Source organism: Streptomyces sp. NBC_00986 (genome assembly GCF_045162565.1).
Lineage (GTDB): Bacteria > Actinomycetota > Actinomycetes > Streptomycetales > Streptomycetaceae > Streptomyces.
In genome coordinates this window covers 3026028-3051428 of record NZ_CP108733.1, presented here as the reverse complement: position 1 = coordinate 3051428, position 25401 = coordinate 3026028, and the positions used below count along the sequence as shown (strand labels likewise).

Below are 25401 nucleotides of genomic sequence, written 5' to 3'. Positions count from 1 at the left end.
TGATCGCATGGAGGCCAGTCATGAGTTCCGGCATGAAAGCCCAGTGGATCCGCAGCGCTTTCACGCGCGGTGTGCTGTTGCCACGGCGCGCAACGGCACCGGAGCGGGACATACGCCGACGTCGGGCACCTGTCGTCATGGCACTGTCCATGGCCCTCGCAATTCCCGCGGGGCTCGGGGCGCCGACGGCTCACGCTGCGGGGGGCGGCCTGGGCAAGCCCGCGCTGCCCAAGCAGCGGGTCGACACCGTACAGTCCAATACCGGCCTGGGCGCGAAGAAGGCCCGGGCGCAGGTCGCGAGAACCAAGGCCGCCAACGCGGCCCAGGCCAAACGGGCACTGGCCCAGCAGCACGCCACCTGGCCCGCCGCCGCCACGGCGACCGGGCGGATAGCCGGGCAGGGCGCGGCAAAGCTGACGGCGGGAGGACTGCCGGTCACGATCGCACCTGTCCAGGAGACCAAGTCCGCAGCAGGCCAGGTGCAGATCCAGGTCCTTGGACAGCAGCAGGCCAGGGCAGCCGGCATCAAGGGTGTACTGCTGACGGCATCCGCCACGGAGCCGGGCTCCGCCCAGGTGAGTGTCGACTACGCGGCGTTCGCCTCCGCCTACGGTGGCGACTGGTCGGGCCGCCTGCGGCTGGTCCAGCTCCCCGCCTGCGTCCTGACCACCCCGCAGCGGGCCGCCTGCCGGACGCAGACCCCACTCGCCTCGCACAACAACTTCGGCGACCAGACACTGTCGGCCAAGGTCGGTCTTGCAGAGGCGGGTCGCGGTACCGAGGCGAGTCGGGCCTCGCGCTCGGCGCTGCGCACCTCCTTGATGTCCGCCGACACGACCACCACGGCCACGGTGCTGGCCGCCACCGCCACATCCGGGGAATCGGCCTCGGGCGCCGGCAACTACGCGGCCAGCGAGCTCTCGGCGTCGTCCAGTTGGGAGGCCGGAGGTTCCTCGGGCGCGTTCACCTGGTCGTACCCCATGACCACCCCGCCGGCCGCCGCGGGCCCGTCCCCCCAGCTGTCGCTGTCGTACGACTCGGGGAGTGTGGACGGCAGGACGGCTTCGACGAACAACCAGGGAACGCTCGTCGGTGAGGGCTTCGGCGACGTGGCGTCCTCCTACGTCGAACGGTCCTACGCCTCGTGCGACGACGACGGCGAGAGCGGCAAGTACGACCAGTGCTGGAAGTACGACAACGCTTCGCTCGTGCTGAACGGCAAGTCCACGGAGCTGGTCAAGGACGACACCACCGGCGTCTGGCACCTGAAGGACGACGACGCGTCCACAGTCACGCACTCCACCGGCGCCGACAACGGTGACAACGACGGCGAATACTGGACGGTCACCACCGGCGACGGCACCAAGTACGTCTTCGGCCTGAACAAGCTGCCCGGAGCGGACACCCAGCGCACCAACTCCGCTTGGACGGTGCCGGTGTTCGGCAACAACGTCGGCGAGCCCGGCTATGACCAGGGCTCCGTCTTCGCCGACCGTGCCGTCACCCAGGCCTGGCGCTGGAATCTGGACTACGTCGTGGACCTGCACGGCAATGCGATGTCGTACTGGTACACCGCCGAGACCAACTACTACGGCAGGAACGGCGCGACCACCGGCACTGCCCAGTACACAAGGGGCGGCTATCTCACCAAGATCCTTTACGGGCAGAACAAGGACACTCTGTTCACCGGCACGGCCTCGGACGAGGTCACCTTCAGCTATGACGAGCGGTGCACCGCCTCTGACTGCTCCTCGCTGACCTCCTCCACTGCCTCCAGTTGGCCCGACGTCCCGTACGACTCCATCTGTACCTCCGGCGCGGACTGCAAGGCCTCCAGCCCGGCGTTCTTCACCCGTAAGCGACTGACCGGCATCGACACCCACGCCTGGTCGGCCGCCTCCAGTGCCTACACGGATGTTGACTCCTGGGCGCTGATCCAGCAGTTCCTGGACCCGGGCGACATCGGCAACAGCACCGACCAGACCCTCGTCCTCAAGAGCATTCAGCACACGGGCAAGAACGGCACTGCCATCTCCCTGAACCCGGTCGCGTTCACCTACCAGATGCGGGAAAACCGGGTCGATTCCTCCACGGACGACGTCCTGCCGCTGAACCGGCCCCGCATTCAGACCGTCACCTCCGAGGCCGGGGCCATCACCACGGTGACGCTGTCCAATCCGGAGTGTGCGCGCGGTTCGAACATGCCGTCGTCCGAGGACAACGACACGATGAGCTGCTACCCGGTCTACTGGCACATCAACGGCGCTACCGAGGCACTGCTGGACTGGTTCAACAAATACCGGGTCACCGACGTAGTCACCTCCGACCCCACCGGTCTGGGCGAGACGATGGAGAACCACTACAGCTACTCCGGGCCGGCCTGGCACTACAACAACGACCCGTTCACCCCGGCCAAGGAGCGCACCTGGTCCGACTGGCGCGGCTACCGCACCGTCACCACGCTGAAGGGCGCCTCCAGCGAAACCCAGTCCAAGAGCGTGTCCCTGTATCTGCAGGGCATGGACGGTGACAAGCAGAAGGACGGCACGACCCGCTCGGTCTCCGTCCCGGGCATTGCTTTCACTGGTCTGAGCGTGGCTGACCAGACGGACAGCGACCGTTTCTCGGGCTTTACCCGCGAGCAGATCACCTACAACGGGTCCACCCCGGTCACCGTCACTGTCACCGACCCTTGGTCCAGCCGCACGGCCAGCCAGCAGAAGTCGTACGCCAACATCGAGGCCTACTTCGTCCGCACTTACAAGACTCAGACCTCGACCTACCTGACCGCCGCCTCCAAGTGGCGCACCCGCAGCGTGACTACCAGCTTCGACAGCTACGGCATGCCCCTCACCGTCTACGACGCCGGCGACGCGGCCGTCACCGGCGACGAGACCTGCACCCGCACCTGGTACGCCCGCAACGACAGCCTGGGCATCAACTCCCTGGTCTCCCGCACCCGCGTCGTCGGCCGCGCCTGCGCCACCGCCGAGACCGACCTGAGCCTGCCGGCATCGTCGAGCACTCGTGGGGACGTGTTGTCCGATGCGGCCACGGTCTACGACACCGCCACCACCACCTGGACCGCCTCGCAGATCCCGACCCTGGGGGACGCGAACTGGACCGGACGTGCCTCCGCCTATCCCGCGACGGCCACCGATGGCGAGCGGTACCCGACCTCCTGGCAGACCGTCGAAAAGACCACGTACGACACCCTGGGCAGGCCCTTGAGCGTGACCGACGCGCTGGGCAACCCGACGACCACCGTCTACACCCCGGCCACGACGGGGCCGCTGACCAAGATCACGGTCACCAACGCGAAGACTCAGAAGTCATATACCTACTTCGACTACGCTCGTGGCACTCCCGTCAAGGTCTACGACGTCAACACGAAGCTGACCGAGTCGACGTACGACGCGTTGGGCCGGGTGTCCGCCGTCTGGCTGCCCAACCATCTGCGCGCCGCCGGATACGGAGCCAACTACACCTACGCCTACTCGGTCACCAACAACGCCCCGTCCTGGGTGTCCACCTCCAGCATCCTCGGCGAAGGCGTCTACAACACCAGCTACACGATCTACGACTCGCTGCTGAGGCCGCTGCAGACCCAGTCCCCGACCGCGAACGGCGGTCGGCTGTTGACCGACGCCCGCTACGACAGCCGCGGCCTGGCCTACGAGACCTACGCCGACGTCTTCGACTCCACCGCCACCCCGTCCGGCAGCTACGCCCGTGCCGAATACGGCGGCGCACCGAAGCAGACCGACACCGTCTTCGACGGAGCCGAACGCCCAACCAGCAGCGCCTTCTACGTCTACGGCGTCAAGAAGCAGTCCACATCGACGACGTACACCGGAGATTCCACCGCCACCACGGCCCCGGCCGGTGGGTCCGCGGCCCGCACCATCACCGACGCCTTGGGCCGCACCACCGAGCAGCGTGAGTACTCCGGTACCGACCCGGCCGACACCGCCTATGGTTCGGGCGTCGGCACCGCCTACACCTCCACGAAGTACACCTACACCCGCGACTCCAAACCGGACATGGTCACGGGCCCCGACGGCACCCAGTGGTCCTACACGTACGACCTGTTCGGCCGTCAGGCCTCGGCGACAGACCCGGACAAGGGCACGAGTACCACGTCGTACACCGATCTGGACCAGGTCGCCAGCACCACCGACTCCCGCAACACCACCCTCCTGTACGGATACGACGAGCTCGGCCGCAGGACCGACCAGTGGCAGACGTCCAAGACGGACGCCAACAAGCTCGACCACTGGGCCTACGACACCTTGGCCAAGGGGCAGTTGGACTCGTCCACGAGCTATGTCGGAGGGGTGACCGGCGCCGCCTACACCCGCAAGGTCACCGCCTACGACAGCCTGTACCGGCCGACCACCACCCAGTTGGTCCTGCCCTCGACCGACGCTCTGGTCACCTCGGGCGCCGTCACCTCCACGCTGACCCTCTCGACGTACTACAACCTCGACGGAACCCAGCAGTACATATCCGAACCCGCCGCCGCAGGCCTGGCCGCCGAGCAGGTCGTCACCCACTACAACAGTGCTGGTCTGCCCACCGACGTCGCCGGCCTCAGCGACTATCTGCTCGGCGCCGCCTACTCCGAAATCGGCCAGCCCCAGCAGCTCACTCTGGGCACTTCGGCAGCGGCGGGCACCAAGAAGGCCTACATCACCAACACTTGGGAGGAAGGCACCGACCGGCTCCAGCAGTCGGCGGTCACCGACCAGACCCACAACTACGAGCTGCAGGAACTGAACTACGGCTACGACGACGCGGGCAACGTCACCTCCGTCATCGACCCCACAACTCTCGGAGGCACCGGCAAGGCCGACGACCAGTGCTTCACCTACGACGGTCACCAACGCCTGATCGAGGCCTGGACGCCGTCCACCGCCGACTGCTCCGCCTCCGGCCGTACCGCCTCGAACCTCGGCGGCGCCGCCCCGTACTGGACCTCGTACAGTTACACCGACGGCGGCCTGCGCAGCACGGAGACCAGCCACACCTCCGCCGGTGACACCACCAAGACGTACTGCTACGGCGACACCGCCCACCCGCACGCCCTGACCGCCACCACCACGGCCACTTCGTGTACGGGTGTGACCGCCTCGTACGCCTACGATACGACCGGCAACACCATCGGCCGCCCCAACGGCACCGATACCCAGAGCCTCACCTGGAGCCCCGAGGGCCAACTCGGCACCGTCACCGAGAAGTCCGGCTCCGGCACCACGAAGAGCACCACGAGCCACGTCTACGACGCCGACGGCACCCTCCTGATCCGCCGCAACACCGGCGGAGAGACCGTCCTCTACCTCGACGACGGCACAGAAGTCCACCTCGACACCTCCACCTCGACCGCCAAGTACTGGGCCCAGCGGTACTACAACGCCGGCGGTCAGGTCATCGCTCTGCGCACCAACGAGACCGGCACCGAGACCCTCTCCTGGCTCGCAGCCGACCAGCACGGCACCAGCAGTTTGGCCATCGAAGCCACCAGCCAGGCGGTCACGAAGCGATACACCACGCCCTTCGGCGCCTCCCGTACCGGGGTCACGGGCACTTGGCCCGACGACAAGGCCTTCCTCGGCAAGTCCGCCGATTCCTCCACCGGCCTCACCTACGTCGGTGCCCGCGAATACGACCCGGCCACCGGCCGTTTCCTCAGTGTCGACCCAGTCCTCGACACAAGCGACACTCAATCCCTCAACGGCTATACCTACGCCGACAACAGCCCGGTTACCCAGAGCGACCCCACGGGCATGGAAAGCTGTGGGCCGGTTCACTATTGCTCCGGCAGTAACGGCACGTACGGCACCTATCACGAGGAAAATGACCCGGGGGCGGGGAAGAAGTACAAGGGCTCCAGCCACTACTGCGACACGCACAAGTGCAGCAGCGGCAGCGGCACCGGCAGTGCCCCGGTAAGCGATCCGGTCACGATAGCGCCGGTCCCGCCGCGCCAGTTCGACGCAGAGGCAAAACGCGCATGGCTCGATGCGCTCCACATGGTCGACAAGCAGAACCGGATGACGGACTCCGGCGACATGTGGGATGCCCGTAACGGAATCCAGTTGGCGAGTGAGACGTTCTGGGAGGTCTTCTGCAAAGAGGCTCCCGGCGCCTGCCCCAAGAGCCGGCCCGACGCGAACAACTCCACAGACTTCGGATATTTCCCGATGACTACGTCAGATTCGTCGGGAGAGTCACTCAAAGACGTTCTGCGTGGTGGCCCATCGGCGGCAGCTGCCGGAATCTGGTACAGAAATCTGCGCCCCGACGAGGATCCGGCAGAGGGGCTGTTCGCAAAGAACGTCGACGGCGACTACACCATCAACGTGCAGATCGGTCAGGGGAGTCGGGTACGAACCCAGTGGATTTCGGTGACGAAGAGCTGGGATGTGATCAAGAAGTGGCGTCAGCCCGGTCAACGGGTTGCTATCATCGATGGCGACAAAGTCGAGGCGCGGCTGGTCGACCTCACCTCGGCGGAAAACAGGGCAAGGTACCTGCGAGGATGGTCTGCGAATACAAACGCGCAATCATCGCAAGAGGCTCTGGTCGAGAGATATATAAACCCGAACGCCATACTCGGGTTGGTCGAAGATGAGGAATGAACCAGTGCGTGAGGAACTCGTGTCACAACTAAGTGACGCCGCTGACGGATTCATCGTTCCCCTGCGTCTGAACGACGGGTTCGATCAGCTCGCGCTGGACGAGTTGTGCAAGCAGATCGACCGGCTCGGGCAGCAGTGGCGTACGGCCGAGGTCATTCCGAAATCCGCCGCCCTCATCCTCTCGGAGCTGTACCCGGCGATCAGCGCCTGCGCCGACCTCTACGCGGGAGACGAACGCCAGAGAATGATCGAGGCCGCGGTGCGGGTCGGAGAAAGAGTCACCTACGCCCTGGACCCCGCGGGCGAACCCGAGATGTGAGGCCTTGCGCCGCACCGTCACCGCACACGACGAGCCCCGGACCACCCGTCCGGGGCTCGCACGCTCGAGCTGCACGGAGATTCTTCAGCGGTGCCGCTCCAGAGTGAGTACGGCTTTGGCGATTGACGTCATGCGGTTCGGGGTGCAGCCGGCGTGACGGAAGATCCGCCAGGACTTGAGGTGCGGCGAGCTAGGCGTAAGTGTCGCCGCGCCACAGGTGTGCCAGGGCGGGCAGGGACTGACGTTCGGCAGGAAGACGCCGCCACTGGGTTCCGATCTCCTGCCGCCGGGCTGCCAGTTGCCCGGTCAGGAACCGCACGCAAGATGCGGCTGGACAGGTCAATCGAGGACGGGTGGACAAGCACGCGAAGTTCCTGGCGGACACGGGCGGTCCTGGTCGAGAACCCGTCCACCAGGAGCTTCATCGTTGCGCAGGACAGTCCAACTCGCGGTCAGCGCCGCCGGCTTGAAAAGGGCTCACGGGCTCGACCCCGGCATCGGAGTCAGCTATCGGAAGCCTGTGATCGATGTTGTCGGACGGGCGGCGGAAGGAGACAAGGACAGCGTCCACCTCGCGGCTTGAGGTGCTCTCGGGATCCTCGCCGGATAATGGTTGGCGCTCCATGGGACTCGGAGGCTAGGTTTCTTTTCGTCCCAGCGGTGGCCGGTAGGTCACCGCTGTCGGTTGAGTGCGCATGGGAGGTGTGACCGATGGCTGTCTCTGTGATGGGCGCTGCCCGCAGTCAGAAGTGCATCAAGTCCACCTCCGTGGCCACCGGCTGACCTTTCTCTTCCATCGCGCCCGAGTGCGCGCGCCGGGGCCACCCTGTGAAGGGTCTCCCTTGACTTCCAGCTCTGCTTTTCTCGCGCTCGCCCGCTACGGCTGGGACGACGCGTGGGCGGATGAATTCGCCCGTCACGACGCCGAAGGACTGCTGGCCGGCCGGGTCGTCCGGGTCGACCGGGGGCAGTGCGACGTCGTCACCGCCGACGGCACGGTGCGCGCCGACACCGCGTTCGTCACCCCGAACGACCCGCTGCGCGTCGTGTGCACCGGGGACTGGGTCGCCGTCGAACCCGCCGGCAACCCGCGGTACGTACGCACGTATCTGCCGCGCCGTACCGCCTTCGTGCGCTCCACCTCCTCCAAGCGGTCCGAGGGGCAGATCCTCGCGGCCAACGTCGACCACGCGATCGTGGCCGTACCGCTGACAGGGGATCTCGACCTCGGCCGTATCGAACGGTTTCTCGCGCTCGCGTGGGAGTCCGGTGCCCGGCCCGTGGTCGTGCTGACCAAGGCCGATCTCGTGCCGGACGCGGTGACGTTGTCGTATCTCGTCCAGGACGTGGAGACGACGGCGCCCGGCGTGCCGGTGCTGGCCGTCAGTGCCGCCACCGGGGACGGGATCGACGTGCTGGCCGCGGTCGCCGCCGGCGGTACCTCCGTGCTGCTCGGGCAGTCCGGTGCCGGCAAGTCGACGCTCGCGAACGCGTTGATCGGCGAGGACGTGATGGTCGTCCAGGCGACGCGTGACGTGGACGGCAAAGGCCGTCATACGACCACCACGCGCAATCTGCTCGCCCTCCCGGGTGGTGGGGTGCTGATCGACACGCCGGGGCTGCGTGGTGTCGGGTTGTGGGACGCGCAGACCGGGGTCGGGCAGGTCTTCGCCGAGATCGAGGAACTGGCGGGGCAGTGCCGCTTCCACGACTGTGCCCACACCGGCGAACCCGGTTGCGCGGTGCTCGCCGCCCTCGACTCCGGTGAGCTTCCCGAACGCCGGCTCGACAGTTACCGCAAGCTCATGCGCGAGAACCAGTGGATCGTCGCCAAGACCGACGCCCGCGCCCGCACCGAACTGCGCCGCGACTGGAAGCGGAAGGGGGCGGAGGGGAAGGCGGCGATGGAGGCGAAGCGGGGGCGCTGGGCGTAGCCGGGGGCAGGCGGTTCCGGCCGGGGCTGATTTCGGGGCCGGTGGGTCGGCGGCCCGTGTCGACCCACCGGCGGGTGGGAGGCTCGGGCGCCTGGTCCGGATTCGCCCGCCCGTTCAGACGCGCTCGGGGCGTCCCGGTGTCCGGCCGCCCCCACCCCCCTCGGGGCGGCCCCGCCGGAAAACCGACCTTCACTCCCGCGCCCCAACACCCCGTCCGATTTCCGCCAGCCCCGCCCTCGGGGATGGCGGAGACTGGACACCGTGATGGACGAAGACACCAGGTACGAAGCCGTGCGGAGCCGGGATGCCCGGTTCGACGGGGAGTTCTTCTTCGGGGTCGCCACGACCGGGATCTACTGCCGGCCCAGTTGCCCGGCGGTGACGCCGAAGCGGCGCAACGTGCGGTTCTTCGCGACGGCCGCCGCCGCGCAGGGCTCGGGGTTCCGGGCCTGCCGGCGGTGCCGGCCGGATGCCGTGCCGGGGTCGGCCGAGTGGAACGCGCGCGCCGATGTCGTGGGTCGCGCCATGCGGCTGATCGGCGACGGCGTGGTGGACCGCGAGGGCGTCGCCGGGCTCGCCGTACGGCTGGGATACAGCGCGCGGCAGGTCCAGCGGCAGCTCACCGCCGAACTCGGCGCCGGGCCGGTCGCCCTCGCCCGGGCCCAACGGGCGCACACAGCACGGGTGTTGGTGCAGACCACCGACCTGCCGATCACGGAGATCGCGTTCGCCGCCGGGTTCGCCAGTGTCCGCCAGTTCAACGACACGATCCGTGCCGTGTACGCCTCGACCCCGAGCGAGCTGCGGACGGCCAGGACGCCCCACGCGCCCAAGGCGCCGGCGAAGGGGACCGGTCCCTCCGCCGGAATCCCGTTGCGGCTCGCCCACCGGGGCCCGTACCAGTCCGCCGCCGTCTTCGACCTGCTCGCACGCGAGGCCGTCCCCGGCATCGAGGAGATCACCGGCACCCCCGGCCGCCGCACCTACCGCCGCACCCTCCGCCTCCCCTACGGCACCGGAATCGTCGCCGTGGACGAGCGCCCCGGTGCCCTCAGGACCGCGCCCCCGGCCCACCCCGGCGGCTGGCTCGACGCCCGTCTGCATCTCACCGACCACCGCGACCTGACCACCGCCGTCCAGCGGCTGCGGCGGCTCTTCGACCTCGACGCCGACCCGTACGCCGTCGACGAACGGCTCGGCGCCGACCCCCGGCTCGCCCCGCTCGTCGCCGCCCGCCCCGGCCTGCGCTCGCCGGGCACGGCAGACCCGGAGGAACTCGCCGTACGGGCCCTGGTCGGGCGGGCGGAGGCCGAGCGGCTGGTGCGGCGCTACGGCAAGACGCTGGACGCCCCGTCCGGCGGCCTCACCCACCTCTTCCCCGAGCCGTCCGCGCTGGTGGACGCCGCGCCCGGCGAACCCCTGACCGCCCTCGCCACCGCCCTGACCGACGGCACCGTACGACTCGACGCCGGCGTCGACCGGGACGACGCGGAGGAGGCCCTGCTCGCGCTGCCCGGCATGGACGCCGCGACCGTCGCCGTCATCCGCACCCGCGCCCTCGGCGACCCCGACGTGGCACCGCCCGGCATCGACGTTCCGGATGCGTGGCGCCCCTGGCGTTCCTACGCCGCACAGCACCTACAACACCTGCGCACGGCAGGGGAGTCGGAGTCCCGATGAGCACCCGCTGGACGAGTTTCGACAGCCCTCTGGGTCAACTCCTCCTCACCGCCGACGAGTTCGGAGCCCTCACCTCCCTCTCCGTGCCCGGCCAGAAAGGCGGCCGTACCGTCCAGCCGGAGTGGCGGCAGGACCCCGGCCCCTTCCGCGCCGCCGGCGAACAGCTCGCCGCCTACTTCGCCGGTGAACTCAAGGAGTTCCAGCTGGAGTTCCGCACCTCCGGCACCGACTTCCGCGAGCGCGTGTGGATCGCCCTCGACTCCGTCCCGTACGGCGCGACGACGACGTACGGCGAGATCGCCGCGCGGATCGGCGCGCCCCGGGCGGCCGTTCGGGCGGTGGGAGGGGCGATCGGCGCCAATCCGTTGCTGGTTGTCCGGCCCTGCCATCGGGTGATCGGCGCCGACGGATCGCTTACCGGCTATGCGGGCGGGCTCGACCGCAAGGTCCAACTGCTCACCCTGGAGGACGCGTTGGGCTGAGTCAGCTGCCGGTCTCCAGACCCCAGCTGTGGATCCGCCGCGGATGGATGCGGATCACCTCTTCGCTCATGTGCGGGCCCAACTCGTGTGGGCCGACGAGGAGTTCGGCCTCGCCTCGGATGTCGATGCCGCGCACCTTCCAGGGGGTGACGCTGACGATGTCGTCCACGACCAGCGCGACCTTCGGGTTCTTCCCCAGGTTGCGCCACTTTTTCGTCGTGCCCATGGCGTAGCCGCCGACCAGGATCGTGCCGTCGGCCTGTGGGAAGAAGCCGACGGGGTTGGCCTGGGGCTGGCCCTGGGGGTCGACGGTGGCGAGGCGGCCCAGTCGCTGTGAGGTGAGGTAGGCGCGCTCGGCCTCGGTGAATTCGGTCATGACCGCAGCCAAACACGCCTGCCCGCCGTGCGCATCGGCCTCCGGTCCCAGGCCTTAGGCCTTATGCCCCACACCGGAGGGGGACGCGGGGCCCGGCGCCGGTGATGCTCCGCCGTCCGCCCGTTCCGGCGTGCCACGTTCGCCTTCCTCGTGGCTGGTGGGAAGAGGCGGAGCGCTCATGGTCGGGGCCGGACGGGTCGTCGTAGCACTGCTGGTGTGCGTGCTGGGAGCGGGAGTTGGGGAGGGTACGGCGACAGCCGAGGGGCCGGTCGGCCGGGCGTCGGACACCTGGACCGGCACCTGGGAGGCCGCCCCCTCCGGAACCACCCCGGCCCTGCCCGGCGCCTCGTTCCGCAACGTCGTCCATCTCAGCGTCGGCGGCAGCGCCACCCGGGTCCGGCTCACCAACCGGCTCGGTACCGCGCCCCTCCGCCTCGACGCGGTGACCGTCGCCCTGCGCGAGGCGGGTCCGGACGCCGTGCCCGGTTCGATGCGGGTCGCCACCTTCACGGGTGCCCGGACGGTCACCATTCCGGCGGGCCAGGACCTCGTGAGTGATCCGGTTCCGCTCGCCGTGCCCGACGCGGCGGATCTGCTCGTCACCGTCCACACGCCCGACAACTCCGGTCCGGCGACCTACCACCGTGCCGCCGGGCAGACCAACTACCTTGCGCCGCAGGGGAATCGGACCGCCGACATCGACGGTTCCGCGTACACGGCGACCACCACCTCCTGGTACTACGTCACCGGTGTCGACGTCCTCGACGCCCCGGCAGCCGGCAGTGTCGTCGCCCTCGGCGACTCCCTCACCGACGGCAACGGCTCCACCCGTGACGCCAACCACCGCTGGCCCGACCGGCTCGCCGACCGTCTCGGCGCCCTGCCGTCGTATCGCCGCCTCGGTGTCCTCAACGCCGGGATCTCCGGGAACCGGCTGCTGCGGGACGACGTAGGACCGAGTGCCTTGTCACGTCTCGACGCCGATGCCCTGTCGCGGTCGGGGGTGCGGGTGCTGATCGTCCTCGAAGGCATCAACGACGTCAAAGGCACCCCGGCGGCCACCGACCCCGGCGCCTTCGAGGACGCGTACCGCACCCTGGTGAGCCGGGCCCACGCGCGCGGCATCCGGGTCATCGGGGCGACCCTCACACCGTACGGCGGCAACAGCGCGTACACGGCGGCCCGCGAAGCCGTGCGGCAGGAGGTCAACGGCTTCATTCGTGGGGGCGGGCCCTTCGACGCGGTGGTCGACTTCGACGCGGCCGTCCGTGATCCGGCGCAGCCGCAGCGGATCCTGCCCGGTTACGACTGCGGCGACCATCTGCATTTCAACGACGCGGGCATGCGGGCGCTCGCCGACACGGTCGACCTGACCATGCTCGGCTGAGGGTCAGCCCCAGATCACCGCGCCCACCCACGCCCCCATGATCAGCAGGCAGGTGAACAGTTCGGTCAGCACGCTGGAGCCGCCCGAGCGCATCGCCGTACGGAGTGAGGCCATGGCCTCGCCGTGGCGGCCCAGGCGGAGGCGTTCGTGGAGGTAGATGCCGGCCATGAAGCCGGGGATCGCGCCGAGCACGGGGATCAGGACGAAGCCGAGCAGTGCGCCGGCTCCGGCGTACACGCCCATCCGGGGGGTCGCGCCGCTCGCGCGCAGGCGGCGGGGCGGGAGGGCCCAGCGGACCACCTGGGAGAGGAAGAGGACGACCGTGGCACCCACCAGGACGCCCCAGGACACCGGCTGCGGGTCCTTCAGCGCCCACCACAGGACCGCGGCCCACACCAGCCACGACCCCGGCACTCCGGGCACCAAGACTCCGCACAGGCCGAGCAGGATGACGACGCCGACCAGGAGGAGTTCACCCACTCCCATCTGTCCAGCGTGCGGGACGGACGGTGAAACCGCAGGTCAGCCGCGGGCCACCCAGCCCCGTTCGTAGGCGTGCCAGCCCAGTTGCAGGCGGGTCGTCACGCCGGTCAGCTCCATCAGGCGCTTCACCCGGCGCTGGACCGTCCGCAGGCCCAGGTCGAGCTGTTTCGCGACGCTGGCGTCGGTCAGCCCGGCCAGCAGCAGGGACAGCACCTCCAGGTCGGTGGCGTCGGGGCCGTCCGGGTTCTGCTCGGTGGGGCCGGACGCGCCGAGGCGCAGGGGGAGGGCGTCCCGCCAGATCGACTCGAAGAGGCCGGAGAGCAGTTCCAGGAGGCCGCTCGCGTGCACGACGAGTGCGGCGGGCTCCGCGGTGTGCGAGGTCAGCGGGACCAAGGCCAGGGTCCGGTCGGCTACCACCAGCTTGGTCGGGACCTTGTCGACGACCCGTACCTGTTCGTCGCGGTTGAGGGCGGCGGTGAGTTCGGTGATGCCGTCCGGCTGGTCGAGGACCGCGCGTTCCAGGACCACCCGGTAGCGGACCCCGCGGTCGGCGGCCTGTTCCTCCGCGTCGTTCTCCATGCCGGTGACGGCGACCGGGGTCCCGGTGACCAGCGCACAGACCTCCTCCGTCGCGCCGAGCTGGAGCTGGAGGAAGCGCTGGGTGACGGCCGCGGCGCCGATCACCACCTCCACCAGGTCGTGTACGGAGGGTTCGGCGGCGGTGGCGCGGTACTCCTCGGCGAGCAGCGCGGCGGCGAGTTCCGCCTTCTCCAGTTCGTGGCGTTGCTGGGTGAGCAGCGCGCCCAGGGCGACCCCGGGCGGGGCGGCGACCCAGCGGCCGGGGCGGGCCGAGGACTGGGCCGCGAGTCCGTGCCGTTCCAGGCGGCGCAGGGCGCGCTCGGTGTCGTACTCCCCGATGGTCAGCCGTCGGGCGAGATCGGGCACGTCCGCGGCGCCGACGGACACCAGTGCCCGGTACGCCGACTCGTGTGCCTCGTCCAGGCCTATCGCTCCCAGCACCAGGTGCCGCCTCTCCCCGAAGTCCCCGTCGCGTTCCGCGCGCCGTGGCGGAAAACAGCCACGGCGCAAAACCGCCTCGGCACATCATCGCCGTACCACCCGTCACTCTGCCAAGGTTGCGCCACGGGGGCATCAACTGTCGCCCGTAATGCCGGTATTGGGCCTTTGTGGCCTGCGGGTTCGCGCGCGGTGCGTCATGGGGGACACCGGCGCGAATCACAGGGGAGCTTCAGGGAAGCCGGTCACACTCGGGACCGGGTGGGCCGAACCGGCAACGGGATTCGGTCACTTGGGACGTGACCCGGGCCCATGACGTGCGCCGGCACGCAGGGGAGTTGGGGCCGGGTCACTCAGTCGTCGCCGGGCGGTTCTCCCGTGGGGGGTGGGACCGTCCGGCGGCCCTGTGTCGCCGTGTGGCGGACGGGTGTTCGGTACGTCCTCCGACACGCCGTTCGAGGAGGGGCTCGCGTCCGATTTTCCGGACGCCCCGTTTCCAACTGGCCCGCGCGGTGGACAATTAGGGGCATGAGCCAGCAGGGGGGAACGCCGACCGGTCACGAGGACGACTGGTGGAGCCAACTGTACGACGACACGGCGGAGGACACGGGGCCCACGGGCACCGGGGACTCCGTCGACGAACGGTTCGCCTCGGCGGCGGGGACGGTGAGGCGGCCTCCGGCGGACGAGCGGGATCATCCAGCGGGCCCGGGTGTTCCGGGGCCCCGCGCGGGAGCCCGGCCCGACTCCGATCCGCCTGCTGGTACGGGTTCCGCTTCCCCGGGGGGCGGGTGGGAGCCAACGGCTGCGGCACCTCCGGGGGCTGCGGCGGTCCCGCCAGGGCCCCCGCGGCAGGGGCCGACGGAGACACCGGGAACCTCTGCTCCCACGTCACAGGTGCCGGTCGATGGGCCGACGCCGGGTGTGGACGGTGGTGGTTCGGCTGGAGCTTCGGGGGTGGGCGGGGCTGGGGGTGCCGGTGGGTTCGGTTCCCTCCGGGGTGACGCGGCGCGCGTCGCTGCTCCGGGTGACCGCCCGACTGCGGCTACCGGCGACGGCGCCTCGTCGTCTGCGGTTCCGGGAGGTGGCGGCTCGGATCAGTACGGCGGCCCTCCGGTGTTCAGGCCCCTGGGCCCTGCCGCTCCCGGTGACGGCCCTTCGACGACTTCGACGCCGGGAGGCGACGGCGCGGATCAGTACGGTGCGCCTCCGGTGTTCACACCTGCGGTGCCGGCCGCGCCCGGTGCGGACCCGAGTGCCGAGCCTCCGGCGTTCACACCCTTTGCCCCGGCCGCTCCCGACGCGGACCCGGATGCCGAGCCTCCGGTGTTCACGCCCGCGACCCCCGACGCTTCGCCCGTGCCACCCCGGCAGGGCCTGCACGCGGGCACACAGCCCGGCCTCCGGCCGGCCGACCCTCAGCGGCCCGCCGGTGCGGAGCCTCCGCCCGCGCATCCGCAGCGACCGGCGGCTCCCGTATCTCCTACCGACAACCCCGGCGCCGCTCCGGGGGACCTCCGTCCGGACGGACTTTCCGCCCCGTCGTCGTCGGCGGCTCCCGCACGCCCTGCCGAGGATCCCGCTGGCGCTGCGCAGGCTCTCCGTTCGGATGGTCCGTCCTCACCGCGTCCCTACCCGCCGTCTTCGGCCGTTCCAGCGCCCCCTGTCGGCAGTCCCGGCGTCGCTCCGGGGGACCTCTACCCGGACGGGCCGTCGGCCTCGCAGCCGTCGGTGGCTCCCGTGCGCCCTGCTGAGGATCCCGCTGGCGCTGCGCAGGCTCTCCGTTCGGATGGTCCGGCCTCACCGCGTCCCTACCCGCCGTCTTCGGGCGTTCCCGCGCCCCCTGCCGGTAGTCCCGGCGTCGCTCCGGAGGATCTCCGCCCGGCCTCACCGCGCCCCTACTCGCAGTCGTCGGCAGTTCCGCCGCCCCCTGCCGACAGTCCCGTCGGCGCTCCGCGGGGCCCGCGTCCAGACGGGCCGTCCAGCCCGCGCGCTTATCCGCAGTCGTCGGCCGCGCCCGAACCCCCTGCCGACAGGCCCGCCGCAGCTCCGGAGGACCTCCGTTCCGACGGGCAGGCCGCCCCGAACCCCACTCTCCATCTGCAGCCCCCTTCCACTCCCGCACCCCCCACCCTCGCCCCCCAATCCCCCCGCCCCTACCCCCAGCCACCGGCCGAGCCCGCGCCCTTCGGCGACAACCTTGGCCCCGCCCCGCAGGCACCCCGCCCGTACCCGCACCCCCCAGCCGCGCTCGCCCCGCCTCCCGACCTCCCCGCCCTCGCGCCGCCCCCGCCCCCTCCCACCCTCGACTACGTAGGCTCCGGACCCCCCACCTACGACCCCGAGCCCACCGCCCTCCCCCTCGCCGACCCGGATGAGCTAGACGATCTGGTCGCGGACACCGTGTTGGACGGGGCGCGGTACGGGGCGAGCACGATCAGGGCTGCTTCCGTGCGGGGGGACTCCGCGCGGTTCAGGGGGGAGCCCCGGCGGGATTCCCTGCTCACCGCGCGGTTCGGGGTGGGGGAGCAGGCGTTGGTCCTGGTGGCGATGGCGACCGGAGCCCGGGCCACGCCGGGGGCGCATCGGGCCGCCGCCGAGGCCTGTGACTGGATCGCGCGGGCCGTGGGGCGCAGTCACGCACGGCTCTCCGAGGACATAAGGGCCGCGCGGCGCGGGGACCTGAAGTCCGGGCTGCACCGGCTCACCGACCGCAGCCTCGGCAAGCTCCGTGCCAGCGCCGCCGAACAGGGCATCGACCCCGAGGAGTACTCGGCCGGTCTGCGGTGCCTCCTCCTCCCCGCCCACCCGGAGTGCCGTACGCGCGTGTTCTTCGGGGTCGGGGCCGGCGGGCTGTTCCGGCTGCGGGACGGGGAGTGGCAGGACATCGAGCCCACCGTCGGGGACCTGACCGGCGAGGCGGTCGTCGGGTTCGGGTCGCAGCCCGCCGAGACGCCCGAGGGGGACCGGCTCACCATGGATCTCGGGATTCCGACGCCCCCGAGCCCGTACGAACCCGCCCCCGAGCCGCCCCGCGAACCCTTCCGCTTCCGGGCCTCCGTGGCCCGCCCGGGCGACACGCTGCTGATGTGCACCGGCGGGCTGGCCGAGCCCCTCCGCGGCGAGCCCGAGCTGTCCGCGCATCTGGCGGGGCGGTGGTCCGGCACCACTCCGCCCGGCCTCGCCGCGTTCCTCGCCGACACCCAAGTGCGGGTCAAGGGTTATGCCGACGACCGCACGGCAGCCGCTGTTTGGGAGGCGTGAGTGCCCGGGCTGTGAATTCATGGAACCCAGAGGGATCCGTAGGACACAGGAAACCGAAGGGCACGCGAGAACCATGGCCAAGCAGAACGTTGCCGAACAGTTCGTCGACATCCTCGTCCGCGCCGGCGTCAAGCGCCTCTACGGCGTCGTCGGCGACAGCCTCAACCCCGTCGTCGACGCCATCCGCCGCAACTCCGCCATCGACTGGATCCACGTACGGCACGAGGAGACCGCCGCTTTCGCCGCCGGCGCCGAAGCCCAGATAACCGGGAAGCTCGCGGCCTGCGCCGGCTCCTGCGGCCCGGGGAACCTTCACCTCATCAACGGCCTCTACGACGCCCACCGCTCCATGGCCCCGGTCCTCGCCCTCGCCTCGCAGATCCCGTCGAGCGAGATCGGCCTCGGGTACTTCCAGGAGACCCACCCCGACCGGCTCTTCCAGGAGTGCAGTCACTACAGCGAACTCATCTCCAACCCGAAGCAGATGCCCCGGCTCCTCCAGACCGCCATCCAGCACGCGGTGGGGCAGAGCGGCGTCAGCGTCGTCTCGCTCCCGGGCGACATCGCCTCCGAGCCCGCCCCGGACAAGGCCGCCGAGACCGCCCTCGTCACCTCCCGGCCCTCCGTCCGCCCGGGCGACGCCGAGATCGAGAAGCTCGTCGAGATGATCGATGCGGCGGAGAAGGTCACCCTGTTCTGCGGCAGCGGCACCGCCGGAGCGCACGCCGAGGTCATGGAGTTCGCCGGGAAGATCAAGTCGCCGATCGGACACGCCCTGCGCGGCAAGGAGTGGATTCAGTACGACAACCCTTACGACGTGGGGATGAGCGGGCTGCTCGGTTACGGCGCCGCCTACGAGGCCACCCACGAGTGCGACCTGCTGATCCTCATCGGCACCGACTTTCCGTACAACGCGTTCCTGCCCGACGACGTGAAGATCGCCCAGATCGACGTACGGCCCGAACACCTCGGCCGGCGCTCGAAGTTGGACCTCGCGGTGTGGGGCGACGCGAAGGAGACGCTGCGCTGTCTCACCCCGCGGGTGAAGCCGAAGGGGGACCGGAAGTTCCTCGACCGGATGCTCAAGAAGCACGCCGACGCGCTGGAAGGTGTCGTCAAGGCGTACACGCGGAAGGTCGAGAAGCACGTACCGATCCACCCCGAGTACGTGGCCGCCGTGGTCGACGAACTCGCCGACGAGGACGCCGTGTTCACCGTCGACACGGGCATGTGCAACGTCTGGGCCGCGCGCTACATCACGCCCAACGGCCGTCGCCGCATCATCGGTTCGTTCTCCCACGGCTCGATGGCGAACGCGCTGCCGATGGCGATCGGCGCCCAGTTCACCGACACGGAGCGGCAGGTCGTTTCGATGTCCGGTGACGGCGGATTCTCCATGCTGATGGGCGACTTCCTCACCCTCGTCCAGTACGACCTGCCGGTGAAGGTCGTCCTGTTCAACAACTCCTCCCTGGGCATGGTCGAGTTGGAGATGCTGGTCGCCGGACTCCCGTCGTACGGCACCACCAACAAGAACCCCGACTTCGCCGCCGTGGCGCGCGCGTGCGGTGCCTACGGTGTGCGGGTCGAGAAGCCCAAGGACCTCGAAGGCGCCCTGAAGGCAGCCTTCAAGCACAACGGCCCGGCCCTCGTCGACGTCGTCACCGATCCCAACGCCCTGTCCATCCCGCCGAAGATCAGCGCCGAGATGGTCACCGGGTTCGCGCTGTCGGCCTCAAAGATCGTGCTGGACGGGGGAGTTGGGCGGATGCTGCAGATGGCCCGCTCCAACATCCGCAACATGCCCCGGCCCTAACTGTCGTACGGGGCCCAACCTTTCGACGAGTACCAGAGGTGCCGCAGGCCCTTGATGCCGCTCGTGCGGAACGGCTTGCCGTGGTCGTCGACGCGGAGCGTTCCGGTGCGGCCCTGGGAGGACCAGTCGAGTTCCAGGTACCAGCGGCAGTCGCAGGTCCCGGTGCGGGCCTTGACCAGCAGGACCTCGGGGTCCGTGGCCGAGACCCGGTAGGGCAGGTGGGCCACCGGGACCGTCCTGCCCGTGTCACGGCCCGGCTCCGGGTGGACGAGCGGGCGGTGGGCGTCCAGGTTCACGCCGAAGTAGCGCGGGGTGATGTCCCCGCCGCAGCCCTGGGCCATCGAGTACGCGGTGCCCGGGGCTGGAGCGGTGCGGCCGATGACCCGGACCCGAAGTGCCTTCAGGACCACGGCCGTTGAGCTCCGGCCCTGCACCGAGATCTCCACGTTCGTCTGCCCGCCGTGCACCGCGTGCTGGGTCGCCGCCCAGGCCGCGGCGTCCTGCTGGACCGGGGGCGGCGGCACGTCCTTCGGTGCCTTGTCGATGACGTAGTCGTGGTCGCAGCCGATCTCCCAGACCTGGGAGTCGGCGGTCCAGGTGAGGGGTGCGGGGAGGACGGACGGTGAACTCTCGGTCGTAGCGCCGGTGTTGGTCCTGGAGGTGTTGTGAGTGGACACCGCCGACAGGGTTCCCCACACCGCGAGCACCGTGCACACCACGGCGGCGGTGAGTGTGAGCCGTCGCCGGTACCAGGGCGAGCGGACGGCGGCCACCGGCGGTTCGTCGGCACCGGGCGCCGGCTCCTTCGACAGCCCCTCGACCGCCGAGGCCCCTGCCGCCCCCTGAGCCCCTGCCGCCCCCGCCTCCCGTCGCCGCTGTCGCGCCGCCACCGCCAGGATCCAGTACCGGTGCAGCTCCAGCCGCTCCTCCGGTGTCGCCCCGCACAGGGCCGCGAACCGTTCGACGGGGGCGAAGTCGAGGGGGACCGCCTCGCCGGCGCAGTAGCGGTGCAGGGTCGAGGCGTTCATGTTCAGGCGGCGGGCCAGTTGGCTGTAGCTGCGGTCCGTGCGTGCCTTCAGGCGCCGTAGCAGCGCCGCGAACTCCTCGACGTCCCTGTCGTTGGCCTCGCCCGACACCCTTGCTCCCGTGCGTGTCGCGTCCCAGGACGGCATCCCAGGGACTCCATATACCAGGAGGTCAGACGGGGTGGGACGGTTCCACCGTCGCGGGATCGGTGTCGGTCATTGCGGTCGCCGCCGCCGTACGCCGAAGCTCGGTGCGACCACAGCACGGCACCGAACCGAAACGGGGAAACACACGTGAACAGCAAGAAGGCCACGCGCCGCACCGCACTCGCCGCCGGTCTCGCCCTCGCCCTCGGGCTGGGTGTGGCGGCCCAGGCCTCCGCCGGCGCCCCGCGCAGCGTGAGCGGTTCGCCGGACGACAACATCACCCGCATCGCGGACTTCTACGGCGCCTACATCGACGCCGAGAGCGACCTGGACAACGGCGGCGGCAAGCTGGCGACGGACCTGCGCAGCTACTACCTCACCCCGGCCTACCTGAAGGAGCTGAAGGCCTGGGAGGCGAAGAACCACGCGGACGGTGTCCTCCAGGCGCAGAACACGCCCATGAGCTGGAAGGTCACGGACAACGGCACCGCCGACCACACCGAGGCCACGATCACTCTGACATGGGGCGGCGGGGACACCACCAGGCTGATCGTCGACATGACCCGCACGACCCACAAGATCATCCACATCGGTACGAAGGGGATCGGCGGCAAGTAGGCCCCGTAGAGGGGGCGTTCGCGGTTCCTGAGCGGCTGATTCCGGCCAGTTTCGCGGAGTGTGGGCCTCGGGGGAGGTCCGGGGGGACCAATGGCCCCACGCCTTCGCGGACTACGGCCGGATCGGCAGCCGCGCATCGGCAGTCGGTTCGATCGCCGGTGGTCAGGACGTCACGGGGTGTCTGGTCCCGCCGCCGGGAGCCACGGCACCCCGGAGGGGAACGCCCCGGCCGCCCCACCCGGGCCGCATGCTCCGTACCGTGGCCGTTCGACGCTTCGGACGGCACTCCCCCCGATTCCTCCGCCCCGCTGGTCACGCAGCGTTTATGGCCGAACACCCGGTCGTTGACGATTCGACATGACTGCCCTGTTCCCGACGAGGGCATGGATCCCCGTGAACGTGTTCGAGCAGGAGGGAACCGGAAACCGGCGTGCAGGCGGGGGTCATGAAGAGGCAAGCACGAGGGGGCGGTCCCATGGCGATCGGGGCCTCCTCGGCGAAAGCGGCGGAGGACAAGGCCGACAGCGCCACGGAACCGGCGCAGCCGCCTCAACTGAGGCGCAGACTCGGACGCGCGGACCTGCGGGCGGTGCCCGAGGCGCGCAGAGCGTTGCGTGAACTGCTACGGCACTGGGGGAGGCCGGGACGATCGGAGATAGCGGAGCTGCTCACGAGTGAACTCGTCACCAATGCGCTGATCCACACCGACCACGACGCCGTGCTCACGGCGACCGTCGGACCCCGTGGACTGCGCGTGGAGGTACGGGACTTCGTGGCCCGCAGGCCCCGACTGCACGTACCGGACGCCGACGACGGTACGCACGGGCGGGGCCTGGTCCTGGTGCAGTCCCTCGCGGACGCCTGGGGAGTGTCGGCCCACGGGGTCGGCAAGTCCGTCTGGTTCGAGCTGGATTCGGACGCGGCATGAGCAACGGGACGGGGGCGGCGTCCAGTTGGACTCCGCCCCCGTCCCGTTGTCGCCCGGTCCCGGCTTCAGGTTCTCAGCCCTCGGCTCAGCCGAACTGCTGCTCCAGGTCCTTGAGCTTGCGCTCCAGGGAGTCGAGCCGCGGCAGTGCCATAGTGTCGTCCTCGGCGGTGAGGTCGACGGTTATCGGGTCAGATGCCCCGCGGACTGGCTGGAGTGAGGGACGCGTGCGAACCGGCAGCTGTTCCGGCGTCGATAGAGCAGGCTCCGCGGATGCTTGACCGGAGCCGCGCTCCAGGGCCTGCGGTTCCGGCGAACGGCCGCCGCCCCGTCCCATGAGGCCGCGCTGGCCCCGGCTTATGGCCTTGAGCTGGGCCCGCTCGATCCGCTGCTGGTCGCGCCGGCGCAGTCGGGTCTCCTCCTTCTTCGCCTTGTCCTCGCGCACCTCGTCGACCGCCTCGTCCAGGCTGCGCACGTTCTCCAGGAGCATCAGCGACCAGGCGCTGTAGGTCTCACGGGGGGCCCGCAGCCAGCGGACGATACGGATCTGCGGCAGCGGACGCGGCACCAGACCCTGCTCGCGCAGCGCGGCCCGACGGGTCTGCTTCAGCGCGCGGTCGAACAGGACCGCGGCCGACAGCGACATGCCGGAGAAGAACTGCGGAGCGCCCGCGTGGTCGACACCCCTGGGCGCGTGCACCCAGTTGAACCAGGCGGCCGCGGCCGCGAACGTCCACACGAGTATCCGGGAGCCGAGGGCCGCGTCACCGTGGCTGGCCTCGCGGACCGCGAGGACGGAGCAGAACATGGCCGCGCCGTCGAGGCCGAACGGGACCAGGTACTCCCAGCCGTCGGTCAGGCCGAGGTTCTCCTGGCCGAAGCCGACCAGTCCGTGGAAGGAGAGTGCGGCGGCGACCGCCGCACAGCAGAACAGAAGGACGTAGGAGGCGATGCCGTATATGGCCTCCTTGCGCCTGCGGCGCTCCTCCGTGCGCTCCCACGAGTCGTCTTTCGCGTGCTCCCCGCCGGACCGCTTGCTCCGCGCGAGCACCGCAACCGCCGCCAGCATGCCCAGGAGCAGTACGGCGCCGGGAAGCAGCCAGTTAAGCGATATGTCGGTCAGTCTCATCTGGGGTCCCTTGCATTGGGATAGGGCGTAACGCCCGCCATAGTGGCCCAATCCCAACGGCCCTCAGGCGTTTTCGGGGCAAGAGGCCGCCAAGGAGGTGCAAGGGGATGCCCAGGACGGCTTTCTGCTCGAACTGCCGCTTGAGGGGCGGGAGTTGAGTTCGAATAAGACTACCCGTACGGGTGGTTCCACGGAAAGTTCCTGCGGCAAGTGAGGAAGTTGTGAATCCCCTGTAACCGGGTGGGCGCCTCGTTCGGGGCTGATCCTAGCGGGCCTTGAGAGGCGCCCGTGACTGAGGGTCCCTCAACTCGCGGCGGCAGCCAGGAGCTTGGTGACCCGCTCGGTCTCGCAGGTGCGCGGACAGGTCGGGCAGGCGTCCAAGGCGTCGAGCGTGTAGTACATGCAGCAACTCGCCCGGTCCCGCGTGGACAGCGCCTCGCCGTTGGGTCCTGTCACCTCGCGGAACGCGGCCGATCCGACGTACGGCCTGGTCGCGCCCGGCAGCAGCCGCTCCAACTCCCGTACCGCCCGCGGCTGTTCGCCGAACAGATCGGCGACGTACCAGATGCCCTCGACGACCTCGTCGGTCGCCATGCCCCACAGGGCGCGGCCCCGCCGGCGCATCCGCGGGCCGAAGCCGGCCAGCACGGGTTCCATGTGCTCGGCGACCGCGGCCCGCACCTCGGCCCGCAGTGCCTCCTCGTCCGGGACCACCCGGGCGCCGGGGAGAGTCGCGGCCGGGTCGCCGGGCAGACAGGCGAAGGAGTCGGTACGGACGGCCAGCCGGCCCATGTCGAAGCCCTCGGCCGTACGGTCGTAGGAGACGTGGGTCACAGGGAGACGGGGGACGCGGCGGTGCAGGAACCACGGGACGGTGAACAGGAGGACGACCGGCCAGGCGTAGCGGTGCAGGCCGAAGGTGGCTATCACGTCCGGGCGGCCCCGGCGGCCGTGGTCGCGCAGGACCTGGGCGTCGTCCCTGGCCAGGAACGCCTCCAAGCCCTCGCCGCCCTCCGCGAGCGCGGCTGCCGAGATCCAGCCGCCGCCGGTGGGAGTCGGCTGGTCCGGGGTGAGTTCGGTGATCGCGAGCCCGGGGATGACCTCGGTGAGGCGGGCGTACGAGTCCGCTACGGCCGAAGAGGGCAGGGGCATGCCGGGACCACCGATTCGCCGTTGGTTTAGAGGTAAGGCTTACCTTACCCAGCCCTCCCGATATTTGAACTAGTCCGATCTGCGCCTAAGGTGCTTGACGGACGAGTAACAAGCAGCCGTAATGACCCCAAGTACCGACACGTCCGGAGGAGGACCCGTGAAGCAGGGCACGCAGGGCTCCGCCGGGACGGGTGTTCCGGACGCGCCCGCCCGGGGCTCCCGGGTGCCGCCGCAGCAGCGTGCCGCCGATGTGGACCGGGACCGGGGTCTCGCGGACGGCGCCGGTGCGGTGCGCGGTGAGCACACGCACAGCGAGACGCCGATCCCGCGGCCCCGGCAGGTTCTCCAGCGGCCCTCCGTGCGCGGTCAGATACTGGACGCGCTGCGCACCGCGCTCGTCGGCGGGGAGTTGACCCCCGGCGAGGTGTACTCCGCGCCCGCGCTCGGCGACCGGTTCGGCGTCTCCGCCACGCCCGTGCGTGAGGCCATGCAGCAGCTCGCCACCGAGGGCGCCGTGGAGGTCGTACCGAACCGGGGCTTCCGGGTGATCGAGCGGGGCGCCCGCGAACTCGCCGAACTGGCCGAGATCCGCGCCCTGATCGAGGTGCCGGTGATGCTTCGGCTCGCCCGTACCGTGCCCGCCGCCCGCTGGGCCGACCTGCGTCCGCTGGCCGAGGGGACCGTCCGCGCCGCGGCCTCCGGGTGCCGGGCGACGTACGCCGAGTCCGACCGGGCCTTCCACCGCGCGGTGCTCGCCCTCGCCGGCAACGAACAGCTCGTCCAGATCGCCGAGGACCTGCACCGGCGCGCCCAGTGGCCGCTGGTCGGCGGTCCGGTCACGCGCGGGCGGGCCGACCTCGTCGCGGACGCGGCCGAACACCTCGCGCTCCTCGACGCGTTGGCCGCGGGGGAGTGGGACGTGGTGCGGTCCCTGGTGCAGGAGCACTTCGCGGGATCGGCGTGACTTCGAATATGTGACTCCGGTCACGAGCGGGTCCGGGTCCGG

The 25401-nt window shown here is 70.3% G+C and carries 17 protein-coding genes and 1 pseudogene; 11 read left to right on the top strand and 7 right to left on the bottom strand.

Annotated features, from left to right (window positions below; translation table 11 throughout):
- Window positions 1–149 precede the first annotated feature (149 nt).
- Window positions 150–6641 (top strand): RHS repeat-associated core domain-containing protein, encoded by a 6492-nt coding sequence (locus tag OG504_RS13365; protein ID WP_405990015.1) that lies wholly within the window; start codon window positions 150–152, stop codon window positions 6639–6641.
- Between the two features lie 19 nt (window positions 6642–6660).
- Complete coding sequence (locus OG504_RS13360) at window positions 6661–6960, top strand: hypothetical protein (RefSeq protein WP_405990014.1); 300 nt, start codon at window positions 6661–6663, stop codon at window positions 6958–6960.
- An 84-nt stretch (window positions 6961–7044) separates the two neighbouring features.
- Here the strand turns inward: OG504_RS13360 and OG504_RS13355 are convergent.
- A pseudogene (locus OG504_RS13355) lies at window positions 7045–7140 on the bottom strand (IS5/IS1182 family transposase); the annotation flags it as partial.
- Window positions 7141–7802: 662 nt separating this feature from the next.
- On the opposite strand from OG504_RS13355, the gene rsgA reads away from it, so the two are divergent.
- The 3 genes from rsgA to OG504_RS13340 all read left to right on the top strand — a co-directional run bounded on the left by rsgA (window position 7803) and on the right by OG504_RS13340 (window position 11056).
- Complete coding sequence (rsgA, locus tag OG504_RS13350) at window positions 7803–8894, top strand: ribosome small subunit-dependent GTPase A (protein ID WP_405990013.1); 1092 nt, start codon at window positions 7803–7805, stop codon at window positions 8892–8894.
- A gap of 264 nt (window positions 8895–9158) precedes the next feature.
- On the top strand, window positions 9159–10574 hold the full coding sequence (locus OG504_RS13345; protein WP_405996326.1) for a DNA-3-methyladenine glycosylase 2 family protein: 1416 nt from the start codon (window positions 9159–9161) through the stop codon (window positions 10572–10574).
- Window positions 10571–11056 carry a methylated-DNA--[protein]-cysteine S-methyltransferase gene (locus OG504_RS13340; protein WP_405990012.1) on the top strand — a complete coding sequence of 162 codons (486 nt, stop codon included), beginning with the start codon at window positions 10571–10573 and terminating at the stop codon, window positions 11054–11056. The genes OG504_RS13345 and OG504_RS13340 overlap by 4 nt, the downstream gene beginning before the upstream one ends.
- A 1-nt stretch (window position 11057) precedes the next feature.
- On the opposite strand, the gene OG504_RS13335 is transcribed toward OG504_RS13340, so the two are convergent.
- Window positions 11058–11432 (bottom strand): PPOX class F420-dependent oxidoreductase, encoded by a 375-nt coding sequence (locus OG504_RS13335; protein ID WP_405990011.1) that lies wholly within the window; start codon window positions 11430–11432, stop codon window positions 11058–11060.
- A 178-nt stretch (window positions 11433–11610) separates the two neighbouring features.
- Between OG504_RS13335 and OG504_RS13330 the strand changes: the two genes are divergently transcribed.
- The gene (locus tag OG504_RS13330) at window positions 11611–12819 is read left to right on the top strand and encodes an SGNH/GDSL hydrolase family protein (RefSeq protein ID WP_405990010.1); all 1209 of its coding nucleotides are present in this window, start codon (window positions 11611–11613) and stop codon (window positions 12817–12819) included.
- Between the two features lie 3 nt (window positions 12820–12822).
- Here the strand turns inward: OG504_RS13330 and OG504_RS13325 are convergent, their stop codons facing one another.
- Both OG504_RS13325 and OG504_RS13320 read right to left on the bottom strand, forming a co-directional pair.
- Window positions 12823–13305 (bottom strand): DUF456 domain-containing protein, encoded by a 483-nt coding sequence (locus tag OG504_RS13325; RefSeq protein ID WP_405990009.1) that lies wholly within the window; start codon window positions 13303–13305, stop codon window positions 12823–12825.
- A 36-nt stretch (window positions 13306–13341) separates the two neighbouring features.
- Window positions 13342–14322 carry a helix-turn-helix domain-containing protein gene (locus OG504_RS13320; protein ID WP_405990008.1) on the bottom strand — a complete coding sequence of 327 codons (981 nt, stop codon included), beginning with the start codon at window positions 14320–14322 and terminating at the stop codon, window positions 13342–13344.
- Window positions 14323–16770: 2448 nt separating this feature from the next.
- Between OG504_RS13320 and OG504_RS13315 the strand changes: the two genes are divergently transcribed.
- A complete protein-coding gene (locus OG504_RS13315) occupies window positions 16771–17583 on the top strand; it encodes a protein phosphatase 2C domain-containing protein (protein ID WP_405990007.1) in 813 nt (270 codons plus the stop codon).
- A 73-nt stretch (window positions 17584–17656) separates the two neighbouring features.
- Window positions 17657–19399 carry a pyruvate dehydrogenase gene (locus OG504_RS13310; protein WP_327400389.1) on the top strand — a complete coding sequence of 581 codons (1743 nt, stop codon included), beginning with the start codon at window positions 17657–17659 and terminating at the stop codon, window positions 19397–19399.
- Here the strand turns inward: OG504_RS13310 and OG504_RS13305 are convergent.
- Window positions 19396–20571, bottom strand: a complete 1176-nt coding sequence (locus OG504_RS13305) for a helix-turn-helix domain-containing protein (RefSeq protein ID WP_405990006.1) — start codon at window positions 20569–20571, stop codon at window positions 19396–19398. The two genes, OG504_RS13310 and OG504_RS13305, sit on opposite strands and share 4 nt — an antisense overlap.
- Before the next feature lie 147 nt (window positions 20572–20718).
- On the opposite strand from OG504_RS13305, the gene OG504_RS13300 reads away from it, so the two are divergent.
- Together OG504_RS13300 and OG504_RS13295 are read left to right on the top strand one after the other, a co-directional pair.
- Entirely contained in the window at window positions 20719–21189 is a 471-nt protein-coding gene (locus OG504_RS13300; RefSeq protein WP_405990005.1) for a hypothetical protein, read from the top strand.
- A 475-nt stretch (window positions 21190–21664) separates the two neighbouring features.
- Complete coding sequence (locus OG504_RS13295) at window positions 21665–22117, top strand: ATP-binding protein (RefSeq protein ID WP_405990004.1); 453 nt, start codon at window positions 21665–21667, stop codon at window positions 22115–22117.
- 85 nt (window positions 22118–22202) lie between these two features.
- On the opposite strand, the gene OG504_RS13290 is transcribed toward OG504_RS13295, so the two are convergent.
- Together OG504_RS13290 and OG504_RS13285 are read right to left on the bottom strand one after the other, a co-directional pair.
- The gene (locus OG504_RS13290; protein ID WP_329260319.1) at window positions 22203–23243 is read right to left on the bottom strand and encodes a DUF2637 domain-containing protein; all 1041 of its coding nucleotides are present in this window, start codon (window positions 23241–23243) and stop codon (window positions 22203–22205) included.
- A 303-nt stretch (window positions 23244–23546) separates the two neighbouring features.
- Window positions 23547–24395, bottom strand: a complete 849-nt coding sequence (locus OG504_RS13285) for a (2Fe-2S)-binding protein (protein WP_405990003.1) — start codon at window positions 24393–24395, stop codon at window positions 23547–23549.
- A 157-nt stretch (window positions 24396–24552) separates the two neighbouring features.
- Here OG504_RS13285 and OG504_RS13280 point away from each other — a divergent pair, with 157 nt between their 5' ends.
- Complete coding sequence (locus OG504_RS13280; RefSeq protein WP_405990002.1) at window positions 24553–25359, top strand: GntR family transcriptional regulator; 807 nt, start codon at window positions 24553–24555, stop codon at window positions 25357–25359.
- The last annotated feature ends 42 nt before the right edge of the window (window positions 25360–25401 follow it).

Coding starts and splice junctions, on each gene's coding strand:
- OG504_RS13295 (WP_405990004.1), top strand. CDS start 21,665: ATGGCGATCGGGGCCTCCTCGGCGAAAGCGGCGGAGGACAAGGCCGAC.
- OG504_RS13335 (WP_405990011.1), bottom strand. CDS start 11,432: ATGACCGAATTCACCGAGGCCGAGCGCGCCTACCTCACCTCACAGCGA.
- OG504_RS13310 (WP_327400389.1), top strand. CDS start 17,657: ATGGCCAAGCAGAACGTTGCCGAACAGTTCGTCGACATCCTCGTCCGC.
- OG504_RS13325 (WP_405990009.1), bottom strand. CDS start 13,305: ATGGGAGTGGGTGAACTCCTCCTGGTCGGCGTCGTCATCCTGCTCGGC.
- OG504_RS13305 (WP_405990006.1), bottom strand. CDS start 20,571: ATGCCGTCCTGGGACGCGACACGCACGGGAGCAAGGGTGTCGGGCGAG.
- OG504_RS13330 (WP_405990010.1), top strand. CDS start 11,611: ATGGTCGGGGCCGGACGGGTCGTCGTAGCACTGCTGGTGTGCGTGCTG.
- OG504_RS13365 (WP_405990015.1), top strand. CDS start 150: ATGGCCCTCGCAATTCCCGCGGGGCTCGGGGCGCCGACGGCTCACGCT.
- OG504_RS13290 (WP_329260319.1), bottom strand. CDS start 23,243: ATGAGACTGACCGACATATCGCTTAACTGGCTGCTTCCCGGCGCCGTA.
- OG504_RS13285 (WP_405990003.1), bottom strand. CDS start 24,395: ATGCCCCTGCCCTCTTCGGCCGTAGCGGACTCGTACGCCCGCCTCACC.
- OG504_RS13345 (WP_405996326.1), top strand. CDS start 9,159: ATGGACGAAGACACCAGGTACGAAGCCGTGCGGAGCCGGGATGCCCGG.
- OG504_RS13340 (WP_405990012.1), top strand. CDS start 10,571: ATGAGCACCCGCTGGACGAGTTTCGACAGCCCTCTGGGTCAACTCCTC.